The 13,747-nt window shown below is 69.4% G+C and carries 13 protein-coding genes and 1 tRNA gene; 8 read left to right on the forward strand and 6 right to left on the reverse strand.

Annotation, left to right across the window (positions count from 1 at the left end; genetic code table 11):
- Window positions 1-3 precede the first annotated feature (3 nt).
- Genes QMG86_RS08350 through QMG86_RS08360 form a run of 3 tightly spaced genes read left to right on the forward strand, consistent with a single transcriptional unit; the run spans window position 4 to window position 3,525 of the window.
- Window positions 4-1,281 carry an ATP-binding protein gene (locus tag QMG86_RS08350; RefSeq protein ID WP_281878706.1) on the forward strand — a complete coding sequence of 426 codons (1,278 nt, stop codon included), beginning with the start codon at window positions 4-6 and terminating at the stop codon, window positions 1,279-1,281.
- Window positions 1,274-2,293, forward strand: a complete 1,020-nt coding sequence (locus QMG86_RS08355) for a DUF8320 family protein (RefSeq protein ID WP_281878707.1) — start codon at window positions 1,274-1,276, stop codon at window positions 2,291-2,293. Before QMG86_RS08350 ends, QMG86_RS08355 begins: the two co-directional genes overlap by 8 nt.
- A gap of 32 nt (window positions 2,294-2,325) precedes the next feature.
- Window positions 2,326-3,525 (forward strand): winged helix-turn-helix domain-containing protein, encoded by a 1,200-nt coding sequence (locus tag QMG86_RS08360; RefSeq protein ID WP_281878708.1) that lies wholly within the window; start codon window positions 2,326-2,328, stop codon window positions 3,523-3,525.
- An 11-nt stretch (window positions 3,526-3,536) separates the two neighbouring features.
- Here QMG86_RS08360 and QMG86_RS08365 read toward each other — a convergent pair whose 3' ends face one another.
- Window positions 3,537-3,980, reverse strand: coding sequence for a hypothetical protein (locus QMG86_RS08365; RefSeq protein WP_281878709.1), 444 nt, complete (start codon window positions 3,978-3,980; stop codon window positions 3,537-3,539).
- A gap of 148 nt (window positions 3,981-4,128) precedes the next feature.
- Here QMG86_RS08365 and dapA point away from each other — a divergent pair, with 148 nt between their 5' ends.
- Window positions 4,129-5,037, forward strand: coding sequence for a 4-hydroxy-tetrahydrodipicolinate synthase (gene dapA, locus QMG86_RS08370; protein WP_281878710.1), 909 nt, complete (start codon window positions 4,129-4,131; stop codon window positions 5,035-5,037).
- Window positions 5,034-7,022: an RNase J family beta-CASP ribonuclease gene (locus QMG86_RS08375; protein WP_281878711.1), complete on the forward strand. Its 1,989-nt coding sequence runs from the start codon at window positions 5,034-5,036 to the stop codon at window positions 7,020-7,022. The genes dapA and QMG86_RS08375 overlap by 4 nt, the downstream gene beginning before the upstream one ends.
- 63 nt (window positions 7,023-7,085) lie before the next feature.
- Here the strand turns inward: QMG86_RS08375 and QMG86_RS08380 are convergent, their stop codons facing one another.
- Together QMG86_RS08380 and QMG86_RS08385 are read right to left on the reverse strand one after the other, a co-directional pair.
- Window positions 7,086-7,643, reverse strand: coding sequence for a WKL family lipoprotein (locus tag QMG86_RS08380; protein WP_281878712.1), 558 nt, complete (start codon window positions 7,641-7,643; stop codon window positions 7,086-7,088).
- Between the two features lie 29 nt (window positions 7,644-7,672).
- Window positions 7,673-8,053, reverse strand: a complete 381-nt coding sequence (locus QMG86_RS08385; protein ID WP_281878713.1) for a DUF4189 domain-containing protein — start codon at window positions 8,051-8,053, stop codon at window positions 7,673-7,675.
- Window positions 8,054-8,463: 410 nt separating this feature from the next.
- On the opposite strand from QMG86_RS08385, the gene QMG86_RS08390 reads away from it, so the two are divergent.
- Window positions 8,464-9,087, forward strand: coding sequence for a TIGR03085 family metal-binding protein (locus QMG86_RS08390; RefSeq protein WP_281878714.1), 624 nt, complete (start codon window positions 8,464-8,466; stop codon window positions 9,085-9,087).
- A 116-nt stretch (window positions 9,088-9,203) separates the two neighbouring features.
- Window positions 9,204-11,798 (forward strand): DNA translocase FtsK, encoded by a 2,595-nt coding sequence (locus QMG86_RS08395; RefSeq protein WP_281878715.1) that lies wholly within the window; start codon window positions 9,204-9,206, stop codon window positions 11,796-11,798.
- Between the two features lie 6 nt (window positions 11,799-11,804).
- Here the strand turns inward: QMG86_RS08395 and QMG86_RS08400 are convergent.
- Window positions 11,805-11,881: transfer RNA gene (locus QMG86_RS08400), tRNA-Leu, on the reverse strand.
- A gap of 293 nt (window positions 11,882-12,174) precedes the next feature.
- Window positions 12,175-12,324 carry a hypothetical protein gene (locus QMG86_RS08405; RefSeq protein ID WP_281878716.1) on the reverse strand — a complete coding sequence of 50 codons (150 nt, stop codon included), beginning with the start codon at window positions 12,322-12,324 and terminating at the stop codon, window positions 12,175-12,177.
- 134 nt (window positions 12,325-12,458) lie between these two features.
- On the opposite strand from QMG86_RS08405, the gene QMG86_RS08410 reads away from it, so the two are divergent.
- On the forward strand, window positions 12,459-13,439 hold the full coding sequence (locus QMG86_RS08410; protein ID WP_281878717.1) for a TerC family protein: 981 nt from the start codon (window positions 12,459-12,461) through the stop codon (window positions 13,437-13,439).
- 4 nt (window positions 13,440-13,443) lie between these two features.
- Here QMG86_RS08410 and QMG86_RS08415 read toward each other — a convergent pair whose 3' ends face one another.
- Complete coding sequence (locus tag QMG86_RS08415) at window positions 13,444-13,728, reverse strand: YciI family protein (protein ID WP_281878718.1); 285 nt, start codon at window positions 13,726-13,728, stop codon at window positions 13,444-13,446.
- Between the last annotated feature and the right edge of the window lie 19 nt (window positions 13,729-13,747).

Below are 13,747 nucleotides of genomic sequence, written 5' to 3' on the forward strand. Positions count from 1 at the left end.
AGCATGCTGGACACCCCGTCGCACTCTCGCTCGCTCCCGCTCGACCGGCCGCGCGCGAGCCGTTGGCGCCGCGGAGTCGTCGCGCTGTCCAGGGAGAAAGCCTCCGAAGGAGCCGCCGATCGCATCCTGCGGCGGTTCGGGCTCGCCATCGGCATCGCGGGGGTGATCGCCGCGATCGTCGAGTTGCCCGAGATCGCCGATCAGAGCCGCTTCGTGCCCGTCCGCTGGACGGTGGTGGAGGTGGTGCTGGCGTTCGGGCTGTTCCCGGTGCTCGCGGTCGTCTCGGTCGGCATGAGCCGGCGCGTGATCCAACGGGTGGCCGGTGCGGCCGCGATGAGTTTCCTCGGCGCGATGGCGGTGGTCCCCGTGGCATACGCTGTGCCGGATTCCGAAGGGGCGGCCTCGGTCTGGCTGTACCGGGTGCTGGCGCTGGGTGTGCTCGCGGCCGTGCTCGCTTGGCGGCCGCCGTTCGCCGTGACGTACCTGGTGGTGGGCGCGGCGTTCAGCGCGCTGGCGAATCTGGTCGTGCTGCGGGAGACCACCGCGCTCGCGTTGCTCGGCGATTTCGCCAGAGCGGCCGGGTTGAGCGCGCTGTTCCTGTGGTGCGTGGTCTATGCCAGAGCGGCGGCCGCGCGCGTGGATCGCGAGTCGGCGATCGAGAGCAGCCGCGCGGCGGCGGTCGCGGGCGCGGCGGCCCGGGAGCGGGAACGCGCGAGGTTCGCCGCGCTGATCCACGACGCGGTGCTGTCCACCCTGCTGGACGCCTCGCGAGCCGGGACCGAATCGCCGGTGCTGCGCCGCCAGGCCGAACGCACCCTCGAACAACTCGACGAGTGCCGGGTGGCCGAGACCGAACCCGACCGCTTGGACGCGCAATCCGCGATCGGGTTCCTCCGCTCGGCCGTCCACGAGGTGAATCCCGGCATCAGGTTCACCACACGGCGCTGGGCCGGGTTCGACGATCTCCACCTGCCGGTGGACGCAGCCAGCACGATCGCGGCCGCGCTGGCCGAGGCCGTGCGCAACAGTCTGCGGCACGCCACCGTCGCCGGGCGGGAGGTGCGCCGCACCGTCACAGTGACGATCAGCGCCGGGGGAATCCGGGTGGTATTCCGGGACGACGGAGCGGGTTTCGACCTGAGCGCGGTGCCCGTCGATCGGCTCGGCATCTCGGTGAGCATCCTCGGCCGCATGCGTCAGCTCGCCGGTGGCGCGGGGTTCGTGGAATCCGAACCTGGTGAGGGAACAACCGTGACGCTGGTGTGGGGCGGGAATGGCTGAGCCGGAAACCGAATTCGGGCTGCGCGATCTGCTCGGGCTGCGCGACCGCGCGGCTTGGCTGTTCCTGGTCGTGCTCGAAGCCACCATCGTGCTGTACATGATCCGGAACTTCTCGGAATCGCCGGTGGCCGCCGCCGTCGCGGCGCTGGTCGTGCTGGCGCTGGCCGGTGTCGTCGTACTGGTGGTACCTACCGATCCGCTGCCCTGGGCCGCGACCGTGTTCGTCGCCGCGTCCGGGCCGCTGGCCACGACCTTGACCTCGTTCGACGTCGAACACGGCTGGTCCAAGCAGGTGTGGACGGCGTTCGCCGCGTCGTATGTGCTCGCCGTGCTGGTGCTGCGCGGACGCTTGGCCGCCGCCTGGCTCGGTGTCGCCGGCATCGGCGTGGTGATCGCCGTGGTCGGCGTGGTGGCCGGGCTGCGGATCGGCGTCGTCGTCGGTTCGATCGTGCCGGTCGCCACGGTGGCGGGGGTCTCCCTGTTCGCGGCGATCATGCGGCCGACCCAGCGTTCGCTGCGGCTGCTGCGCGAGGAGGCGGCCATGCGCGCCGCCGCCGAGGCCGCGATGGCGGCGGAGAACTCCGAACGCACCCGTCAGCTGGCCCGGCTGGACGCGGTGGCGCGCCCGATCCTGGAACGTATCGCCGACGGCGCGGAACTCACCGCGGCGGAGCGGGAGCAATGCAGGCTCCTGGAAGCCGAACTGCGCGACGGCCTCCGGGCTCCGCAGCTGGCCACCGATCAACTCAGCAGCGCCGCTCGGGGCGCTCGCTCCCGCGGCGTCGAGGTGATCCTGCTCGACGACGGCGGCTTCGCGGGCGTGCCGCATCACGTGCGCAGGCAAGTGATCGACGCCGCCACCCGCGAACTGGACGCCGCGAACGACGGCTCGGTCACCGTCCGCATCCTCCCCGCGGGCCGGCGCATCCTGGCCACCGTCCTGGCCACCGCGTCCGACCGAGACCGCCGCACCGAGATCGACACCACCGGCGCGGTCACCGTCTCGACCTGACGTGTCGGTGGGTCGTGGCATCGTTGCCTGCTATGCGGAAGATGGGTGCCGCGGCGGCACGGCGAACGGCTTTGGCGGCGCAGGGTTTCGGGATGCGCAGGCCCGGCCGCGCGACGCGGCGGACGGTGCTCGGTGTGCTGGACCGGACCCAGCTGCTGCAACTGGATTCGGTGTCGGCGGTGGTGCGAGCGCATTACGCGCCGGTGTTCAGCCGCATCGGGTCCTACGATCGCACCCTGCTGGATCAGGCGGCGTGGAGCAACGGCGCTCGGCGCCCGCGGGCACTCGTCGAGTACTGGGCACACGAGGCCGCGCTCATCCCGGTGGAGGACTGGCCGCTGCTGCGCTGGCGGATGCGGCGGTACGAGCACGGGCGCTGGTCGGGCATGCGCAAGGTGGTCGAGCGCAATCCGACCCTGGGCAAGGACATCCTGGACGTGATCACGTCGGTGGGTGCGGCCACCGCCGGCGAAGTGGAGCGTCATTTGGAGCTGGACAAGCCGCGACCGAAGGGCTCCTGGTGGAATCTCAGCGATACGAAGATGATCTGCGAGCAGCTCTTCGCGGCGGGCGCGCTGTCGGTGGCCACCCGTGTGGGATTCACCAGGCACTACGACTTGACCGAGCGGGTGCTGCCCGCGGAGGTGCTGTCCCGCGACGTCGCCGAAGCGGACGCCGTCCGTGAGCTGGTGCTGCGTGCCGCCACCGCGCACGGCATCGGCACCGAAGCGGACCTGCGCGACTACTACCGGCTGCAGCGCGCACAGACCGAACCGGCCATCGCCGATCTGGTGGACGCGGGAGAGCTGATCCCGGTGGAGGTGGCGGGCTGGGAGAAACCGGCCTATCTGCGGGCTGGCGCCCCGACACCGCGCCGCGTCGAAGGGGCCGCGCTGCTGTGCCCGTTCGACCCGCTCATCTTCTTCCGCGCCCGCACGGAGCGCATCTTCGACTTCCACTACCGCATCGAGATCTACACCCCTGAACACAAACGGGTGCACGGCTATTACGTCTTCCCGTTCCTGCTCGACGGTGAACTCGTCGGTCGCGTCGACCTACGCGCGGAGCGTGCGAACGGCCGGTTGTGGGTCCCCGCCGCGTTCGCCGAACCCGGATACGACACTCCGGCCACCGCGCACGCTCTCGCAGGCGCGCTGCGCGAGATGGCCGATTGGCTCGAACTGGACGAGGTCGTCATCGGCGATCGCGGCAACCTCGCCGCGTTGCTGTAGGCGCGACTGGGTCAGCTGTCGCGTTTGGGCCCGTACCCGCGCATCTGGTCGCGCAAAGCCCCGTGGACGGCGCTGGACAGCCACGAGTTCAGGGACTGACCGCTCTGTGCCGCAGCCTCTTCCGCACGCGCCTTCATCTGCTCCACCAGTCGCAGCGTGACCCTGCTGATGTCTCCGGTCATCTCCTCGAAGGTGGGCGGCTCGTCACCCACCGTGCTCTTGCGCACATCGATGGACGCGTCGGTGCCGTCGACCGACACGTGCACCGTTCGGTCGCCGAGTGCGGCGCTGACCTCGGCGGCGAGGTCCGACAGCGCGGCGAGCAGCACCAGGCGGGCAGGCCCCTCCGTCGCAGCGGCCAGGGCCGTCGCCGTGGCCTGCGTCTTCTCGTCGCCGAGCGCCGCGGCGGCGATCAGGTTCTCGCGCAGCCGGCTGGTGTACTTGGACAAATCCATGACGCCAGTGTGACGCCATAATTGATGTCAGGCAAGCGGCAAGATGGCATCACCCAGCTGTCGTCGATATGGATTCGCGTCTTTGTTGCGGCCTGATCGCCGACGACGGTGTCGAGGGCGTGTCTTGGACCGGGTAGCCTTTCTGACCATGAAGAACGGTGAATCGACGCCAACGGAGCTGCGTGCGTCCGGCACGGTAGGTGTCGCGATGGTGACCCCCTTCAGCGCCGACGGCAAGCTCGACGTCGATGCCGGGGTCGCGCTCGCGGCCCGCCTGGTCGACCGCGGCGTCGACCTGCTCGCGATCTCGGGAACCACCGGTGAATCGCCGACCACCACCGAGTCGGAGAAGGCCGATCTGCTGCGCGCCGTCGTCGATGCCGTCGGTAAGCGCGCGACCGTGATCGCGGGCGCGGGCACCTACGACACCGCGCATTCGATCGAGCTCGCGCGCAACGCGCAGCGGGCGGGTGCACACGGTTTGCTCGTGGTGACGCCGTACTACTCCCGGCCCTCCCAGGAGGGGCTGATCGCGCATTTCACCGCCGTCGCGGACGCCACCGACCTGCCGGTCACCCTGTACGACATTCCCGGGCGTTCGGTGGTGCCGATCGCCAGCGACACCATCCGCAAGCTCGCCGAGCACCCGCGCATCGTCGCGGTCAAGGACGCCAAAGGCGATCTGAACATGGGCGCCGAGCTCATCGCGAGCACCGGCCTGACCTTCTACTCCGGCGACGACGCGCTCAACCTGCCCTGGTTGTCGGTCGGCGCGGCCGGATTCATCAGCGTCATCGGGCATCTCGTACCCGAACGACTGTGCGCGTTGCTGGAGGCATACACGGCGGGGCAGGTGGTGCGCGCCCGCGAGATCAACACCACGCTGCTGCCGCTGCACGCCGCGATGGCCCGGCTCGGCGGCGTCGCGATGAGCAAGGGTGGTCTGCGGCTGCTGGGCGTGGAGGTCGGCGAGCCGCGGCTGCCGCAACTGATGCCGACCGGCGAGCAACTGGAAGTGCTCGCCGCGGACCTGCGAGCGGTCGGAGTGCTTTCGTGAGCGAACATCTATCCCGGCGCCGCCGCAGCGCGTCCCGCCCCGCGGGAGCGCCGGCCCCCACCACCCCGGCGGAGCAGGTGACGCCGCCCCCTACGTCAGCGCAGACCGTCGCGCAGCCCGAGCCGGCTACGGGCGAGACGACGGCTGAAGCCCCTCCCTCGGTCACGGCCAAGGAGCCCGCGCCCGTGCAGGCGCGCCGGGAAAGCAAGGGACAGAATGCGGCGTCCCGGCGAGCGGGCCGGGGACGCGGGCAGTCGGGCGCCCGGCGGGTGGACGAGCCTCCGGCACAGGCGGCCCCGGTGGCCGCGCACGATCGGCTCGGCGCCCCGCCGCCCCTGCCGCAGAACGGCCTGCGCGTGTTCGCGCTCGGCGGTATCGGCGAAATCGGCCGGAACATGACGGTTTTCGAGTACGGCGGCAAACTGCTGATCGTCGACTGCGGCGTGCTGTTCCCGGAGGACCAGCAGCCCGGCGTCGACCTGATCCTGCCGGACTTCCGCCCCATCGAGGACCGGATCGACGATGTCGTGGCCGTCGTGCTCACCCACGGCCACGAGGACCACATCGGCGCGGTGCCGTTCCTGCTGCGGCTGCGGCCCGATATCCCGGTCGTCGGCTCGAAGTTCACCCTCGCGCTGGTCTCCGCGAAGTGCCGGGAACACCGCCTGCACCCGAAACTCGTCGAAGTGACCGAGGGACAGCACACCACCCACGGCCCGTTCGGCTGCGAGTACTTCGCGGTCAACCATTCCATTCCCGACGCGCTGGCCGTCGCCATCCGCACGCCGGCGGGCGTCGCGTTGCACACCGGTGACATCAAGCTCGACCAGCTCCCGCTGGACGGGCGGCTCACCGACCTGGCCGGATTCTCCCGGCTCGGTGACGAGGGCGTCGATCTGTTCCTGGTGGACTCCACCAACGCCGAGGTCCCCGGCTTCGTCACGCCGGAACGCGAGATCGGCGGCGTGCTGGACACGGTCATCGGCAAGGCGAACGGCCGGGTCATCGTCGCGTCCTTCGCCAGTCATGTGCACCGTATCCAGCAGGTCGTCGACGTGGCCCAGAAGTACGGGCGGCGCGTGTGTTTCGTCGGCCGCTCGATGGTCCGCAATATGCAGATCGCGCAGGACCTGGGCTATCTCACCGTGCCGGAGGGCGTCGTCGTCGACCTCGACGTCGCCGCCACGCTGCCCAGCCACCGCCTGGTGCTGATCTCCACGGGTTCGCAGGGCGAGCCGCTGTCGGCGCTGTCGCGGATGGCGCGCGGCGACCACCGGCAGATCAACATCCGCCCCGACGACCTCGTGGTGCTGGCCTCCTCGCTGATCCCCGGCAACGAGAACTCGGTGTTCGCGGTGGTCAACGGCCTGGCCCGGCTCGGGGCCACGGTGATCACCCAGCAGAACGCCAAGGTGCACGTCTCCGGGCACGCCTCGGCGGGAGAGCTGCTCTACCTGTACAACGCGGTGCGGCCGACCAATGCGATGCCGGTGCACGGCGAGTGGCGCCATCTGCGCGCCAACGCGGCGCTGGCGGTGGCGACCGGCGTGCCGCAGGAGCGGGTGGTGCTCGCCGAGGACGGCGTGGTGGTCGACTTGGTCGACGGCATCGCCTCGATCGTCGGACGGGTGCCGGTGGGCCACGTATACGTCGACGGGCTGTCGGTCGGTGATGTCGGGGAGTCGACGCTGTCGGACCGGCTGGTGCTCGGCGAGGGCGGTTTCATCGCGATCACCGTCGCCATCGATGAGACCACCGGCAAGGCGGTGAGTACCCCGGAACTGAGCGGCCGCGGCTTCTCCGACGATCCCACCGCACTGCTCGACGCGGCGGAATTGGTGGAAGCCGAACTGTTGCGCCTTGCGGGCGAAGGCGTCACCGACACCCACCGGATCGCGCAGGGTGTGCGCCGCGTGGTGGGTCGATGGGTGGCCGACACCTATCGGCGTCGTCCGATGATCGTGCCGACCGTCATCGGCGTCTGACCATCCCCGCAACGAAAAGCGCCGGGCAGCTCAGCTGCCCGGCGCTTTCCACGCGGTAGTGGATTACTCCTGGCAGGCCGCGGACTCGATCTTCGCGCTCTTGACGATGTTGCAGGCGAAGGTGTGGTCGACTTTCCACTGGCCGCCCTCGGACACGAACTGGATGAACGCGTCGTCCACCGGGGTGCCGTCGATGGTGACCTTGGCGTCGGCCTTGAGTTTGCCGTCCTTCGGGTCGCCCACGTTGGTGACCTCGACGGTGACCTTCTGCTTCTTCGCGGCGTCGACGAGGTTGGCGACCAGGTAGGGATCCTGCTCGGCGGCCTGGATCCAGCTGATCTTCTCCGCGTTCGGCACGTTCGGATCGAACGCCTTCTGCAGCCGTTCGTTCAGCTGCTGCACGGAGGGCTTGGCCAGGGCGGGCGAGGACGGTGTGGTCGGCGCCGAGCCGGCCTCCTTGTCGCCCTTGTCCGAGCCGCCCTCCAGCTCACCCGCCGCGTGGCTGGGATTGGCGCTGGTGCTCGGAGACGAGGAGTCGTCGTTGGAGGCGCAGGCGCTCAGCGAGCAGGCCAGTGCGGTGAGGACGACGGCCACGGTGGTCCGGAAAGTGCGGTGCTTCACGTTGTTTCCTTCGACTCGAAGTCCGGGCATCAGCCGTGGTTGGACGTGCAGTTCCAGTGCACGATGTAGGCATCGGAATCGTTGTGCGCCAGCGCCTGGCCTTGCGCGCTGCGCCGCGACGAGGCATACCCCCAGCTCCAGGTACCGGTGCCGCTGGAGTACGCCACGGCGCCGCAGCCGTTGCGGAACCAGACCACCGACTGGCAGTCCGCCGCGCCGCAGGAGCTGATGGCGCGCTGCTGTGCGGCAGACGAGTTCGGGTAGTCGTAGGAGTACCCGATCAAACCGGTGGAGGTGGACAGCGCGATCGCGCCGTAGTTGTTGGTGTAAGCGTTCGCGGCGGGCGCGCTGACAGCCAGCGCGGCACCTGCCGCCGCGAGCGCGGCCACACCGGTAGCAAACTTCTTCACGAGGATTTGCCCCTTCTTGTCATAAGGCCCACGACCCGATGGACCGAGTGACAAGGTACAGAGCCGACCTTCATTACGCTAGCCGGAGATTTCCCGGCAGAGGGAGACGCGAACACCGTGCTAGGGGCGCGCGTTGCCGGTATAGAGCCAAGTGTGGCCAACGGCCCCGCCTCCCGCAACCGGGGCGCAGGGGTTTCCGTCGCCCGTGTCAGCGGCGAATCTCGATGAAGCACAACGTCATTGCGTGCCGGTCGGCACAAGCCGAGTGTGGCACGTCCTCGGTTCTCGTGGCCCGCCTGGCGTCGCCGGAGAAATCCCCGCGTGGACCGCCGGGGTGGCGCCGCGGTCGCGGTGACCGCGGGGCGTCGTGCCGCACGGCGTCGACGCATGGCGGTCGGTATGTTCGGGGAGTGACTATGGCACAGCGGGAACGCCGGGGGCTCGTGGAAGCGATGGAGGCGGCGGGTCCGGACGCGCGCACGCTCTGCGGTGCGTGGACGGTGCGAGATTTGGCCGCTCATCTGGTGGTTCGCGAACGGCGGCCCGATGCCGCGCCGGGCATCCTGCTGAAGCCGTTCGCCCGGTATCTCGAGCGGGTGCAAGCGAAGGCGGCGCGTAAGCCCTTCCCCGAACTGCTGGAACAGGTGCGGACCGGTCCGCCGTGGTGGTCGCCGCTGCGGCCGGTGGACGCGGTCGTCAATCTGTCCGAGATGTTCGTCCATCACGAGGACGTGCGCCGCGCCGAACCCGGTTGGCAGCCACGCGAACTGACCGCCGCCGACGAGGACCAGCTGTGGTCGGTCCTGCGGAAGATGGCCAAGATGGCCTACCGCAAGGCGCCGGTCACCGTCGAACTCGCGACGCCGGACGGCAGGCGCACGGTGGTGCGGTCGGCGTCCGACGAGGTGGTCACGCTGACCGGAAAGCCGTCGGAACTGGTGCTGCACGCCTTCGGCCGGGACGAAGTCCGGCTGGAGACCGCCGGATCCCCGGAGGCCGTCCGGGCGGTGTTCGAAGCGGACCGTTCGGTCTGATAATCGCCCGTCGCCCCGGGCCGCAGAGGCCGACGGGCGGCGAAAAGCCGCCAGAGGCGCGACGGTGCCAGTGTTGCGGATGGTCCGGATGGGGCGATTGCGGCTAGCCTGGGGCCATGGCAGGTAAGTCCCGCAGCACCACGACGACTCGGGCGCGGGCGGGATCGGCGCGGGGGAGGACCACCACGGCGCGGTCTCGCGCGGCCACGCCCCGTGCCGCGGCGCCCAGAGCGACCGCCACCCCCCGCAGGCGCGCCCCGGCCCGGCGCCCGGCGCGCCGTCCGTCGAACACGGCTCCGCTCGCGGTCATCACACGCGGTATCGGCAGCGGCTGGACCATGCTGGCCCGCGGACTCGGCGCGACCACCCGGACGTTGAGCCGCGCGGGCGAGATCGAGCACGGGCATCGGCGCGACGGCATCGCGCTGGCGCTGATCGCCCTGAGCGCCGTGATCGCGGCGGCGGTCTGGTTGTCGGCAGGCGGGCCGGTCGGCCACTGGGTCGAGGACGTGATCCGCGCGATCTCCGGATCGGCGTCCGCGGGACTGCCGTTCGTCGCCTCCGGGATCGCCGTCGTCCTGATGCGGACCGAACCGCGCCCCGAGATCCGGCCGCGGCTGGTGCTCGGCGGCCTGCTGATCGGCTTGCCGATCCTCGGACTGTGGCACATCGCCGCGGGCGCTCCCACCGACGCGCACGGACGTTCCCGCGCGGCCGGTTTCGTCGGCTTCGTGACCGGCGGGCCGCTGACCAACGGCCTCACCGCCTGGCTCTCGGTCCCGATCCTGCTGCTGGCCATCGTCTTCGGCGCGCTGCTGGTGACCGGGACCACGGTGCGCGAGGTGCCCGCCAAGCTGCGGCGTTACCTCGGCACCGAGACCGGTGGCGACGACTACGGCGAATTCGACGGCGATTACCGGGACTACGATCCGGCCAACTACGACGCCGACGGTTTCCCGGTGCACCGCGCCACCACCAAGCGGCGCGGTCGCACGCCGGCGGAGAACTACCCGCCCGACGAGTTCGGCGACCCCGACGCGGTCACCGAAGCGCTCGGTGAACCGCCGCTGCGCGACGCCAAGCAGATCGCGGTCGAAGAACCCGCGCCGAAACCGAGGCCGAAGAAGCAGCGTCCCGCCGCGGTGGTGGAGGATCAGACGCCACCGCCACCGCCGCCGCAGCAGCTGGAGTTCGTCGCCGATCGCGAGGTCGAAGGCGACTACACCCTGCCGCCGTTGTCGCTGCTCACCGACGGGGATCCGCCGAAGAAACGCAGCGCCGCCAACGAATCGATGATCGAGGCGATCACCGAGGTGCTGGTGCAGTTCAAGATCGACGCCGCGGTGACCGGCTTCGTGCGGGGCCCGACGGTCACCCGCTACGAGGTCGAACTCGGGCCCGGCGTGAAGGTCGAGAAGATCACCGCGCTGGCCCGCAACATCGCCTACGCCGTCGCGACGGAGAACGTCCGGCTGCTCGCGCCGATCCCCGGCAAGTCCGCCGTCGGCATCGAGGTGCCCAACGCCGACCGCGAGCTGGTCCGGCTGGCCGACGTGCTCAAGGCGCCCAGTACCCGCACCGACCACCACCCGCTGGTGATCGGCCTGGGCAAGAACATCGAGGGCGAGTTCGTCTCGGCGAATCTGGCCAAGATGCCGCACCTGCTCGTCGCGGGGTCCACCGGTTCGGGTAAGTCCAGCTTCGTGAACTCGATGCTGGTGTCCTTGCTGCAGCGAGCCACGCCGGACGAAGTCCGGATGATCCTCATCGACCCGAAGATGGTGGAACTCACTCCGTACGAGGGCATCCCGCACCTGATCACGCCCATCATCACCCAGCCGAAGAAGGCCGCGGCCGCGCTGGCCTGGCTCGTCGAGGAGATGGAGCAGCGCTATCAGGACATGCAGGCCAACAAGGTGCGCCACATCGACGACTTCAACAAGAAGGTGAAGTCGGGCGCGATCACCGCGCCGCTGGGCAGCGAACGGGTGTACCGGCCCTACCCGTACATCCTGGCCATCGTCGACGAGCTGGCCGATCTGATGATGACCGCTCCGCGCGACGTGGAAGACGCCATCGTCCGCATCACCCAGAAGGCCCGTGCGGCCGGGATCCATCTCGTGCTGGCCACGCAGCGGCCGTCGGTGGACGTGGTGACCGGTCTGATCAAGACCAACGTGCCCTCCCGCCTGGCCTTCGCGACCTCATCGCTGACCGACTCCCGCGTCATCCTCGACCAGCCCGGCGCGGAGAAGCTGATCGGCATGGGCGACGGCTTGTTCCTGCCGATGGGGGCGGGCAAGCCGACCCGGTTGCAGGGCGCGTTCATCAGCGACGAGGAGATCCACGCCGTCGTCGACTTCACCAAGAACCAGGCCGAGCCGGAGTATCAAGAGGGCGTGACCGCGGCGAAGCCGGGCGAGAAGAAGGACGTCGATCCCGACATCGGCGACGATCTCGACGTCTTCCTGCAGGCGGTGGAACTCGTGGTCACCTCGCAGTTCGGCTCGACGTCCATGCTGCAGCGCAAGCTGCGCGTCGGCTTCGCCAAGGCAGGACGGCTGATGGACCTCATGGAGACCCGCGGCGTGGTCGGTCCCAGCGAGGGCTCCAAGGCGCGCGACGTGCTCGTGAAACCCGATGAGCTGGACGGGCTCCTGTGGTCGATCCGCGGTGGCGGGGAGGACGGCGGCTCCGAGCCGCCGGAGTGATCCGGCTGGTTCCCTCGGCGAGATTCGAACTCGCATCTCCCGGAATCTAGGTCCGGCGCCTCTACCGATTGGGCTACGAGGGATCGGGTCGGGTTTCGACCGCACGAAAAAGGGGTCACTCCCGGCGATTCGCCGCGGAGTGACCCCTTCGATACAGGTCTGGGAAAGACGAGATCAGGGGCGGCTCCGCGCGCTCATCCACCACGAGATGAACGAGAGCGATAGCACGGCGTGGGCGCGCGAACGCCGGGCATCGCTCGGCAACTCTTGCCGTAGCGTTCCGGTCATCGTCTCGCCTTCCTGCGATCTGATCTTCGTCGGCTCGAAGGTAGCACCGGATACGGTGCCGGGAACCGTTTTTCCCTCGCCGACGACCCTACCCGGTCCGGTTCTTCCGTGCCTGAAGGGTATAGCTCGACGGCAGCGGCAACGAGTACCGGGTCGGTCGCCACTCGCCGTCCCGTCCCGCCGTCGTGAGGCCGGGCAGCGCATTGGCGCGGTCGAACGTGACGGTGATCGTCGCCACGAACGACGACTGTGGCATGAGCGGGCGGGTGAACGCATGTGGAATTATGGGCGGCAATCACCCCGCTATCGAACAACAACGGACAAATCGGGCATTATGGACATCATGATCTTCGCTCGCGATCGGCACGCCGCATGCACGTAACCGCACTCGAATGGGTGATCACCGTCGTGGTGATCCTCGGACTGTTCATCTTCGACTTCTTCGCCCACGTCCGCACCCCGCACGAACCGACGTTCCGGGAATCCGGGTTCTGGTCCGCGGTGTACATCGGGCTGGCGCTGCTGTTCGGCGGTGTGGTCGCCTGGCAGTGGGGTTCGACCTACGCCGGGGAGTACTACGCGGGCTTCGTCACCGAGAAGGCGCTCTCGGTGGACAACCTGTTCGTCTTCCTGATCATCATGTCCACCTTCGCGGTGCCGCGGATCTACCAGCAGAAGGTGCTGCTGATCGGCATCGTGCTCGCCCTGGTCATGCGCGGTGCGTTCATCGCCGTCGGCGCGGCCGCGATCAGCGCGTTCAGCTGGGTGTTCTACCTGTTCGGTCTCTTCCTCGTCTACACCGCCGTCAAGTTGCTGCGTGAGAGCGGCCACGAGGTCGAGGTCGAGGAGAAAAGAGACAGCCGGATCGTCGCGTTGGCCAAACGGGTGCTGCCCACCACGGACCAATACGACGGCGACAAGCTGGTGACCAGGGTCGACGGCCGCCGGGCGGTCACCCCGCTGTTGCTCGCGCTGCTGGCCATCGGATTCGCCGACCTGCTCTTCGCGCTGGACTCCATCCCGGCCATCTACGGCCTGACCGAGCAGCCGTACCTCGTCTTCACCGCCAACGCGTTCGCGCTCATGGGCTTGCGACAGCTGTACTTCCTGATCGGCGGTCTGCTCGACCGGCTGGTGTACCTGTCCTACGGGCTGGCCGCGATCCTCGCGTTCATCGGCGTGAAGCTGGTACTGCACGCCCTGCACGAGAACACGCTGCCGTTCGTCAACGGCGGCGAGCACGTCGCGGTCCCGGAGATCTCCACGCCCGTCTCGCTGGGCGTGATCTTGGGCATCCTGGTCGTCGCGACGGTCGCCAGCCTGCTCCGCACCCGCGTGCGAGCGGACCGCTAGCCGGTCAGGACGCGAATGCGCCGAAGACCGGCGCCCACTCCACGGCGCGCACGTCGTCGATCAGGTTCTCCCGGGCGAACGGGTCCTGGGCGAGCAGGTCCTTCAACTGCCCGGCGTCCTCCGAGCGGAAGATCAGCAGCGCTCCGGACCCGTCCGGGTACGGGCCGCTGCTGAGCAGGGCGCCGGACTCGAGCAGGCCGGCCAGCCAGGCGCGGTGCTCGGGGCGGTGGACGTCCCGGTCCGCGGCAGTGGCCTGGGAGTAGACGTAGTGGACGGCGAAGATCGGCACGGTATCGCTTCCTGTGGGA

Origin of the sequence: Nocardia sputorum (genome assembly GCF_027924405.1) — a bacterium.
GTDB lineage: Bacteria > Actinomycetota > Actinomycetes > Mycobacteriales > Mycobacteriaceae > Nocardia > Nocardia sputorum.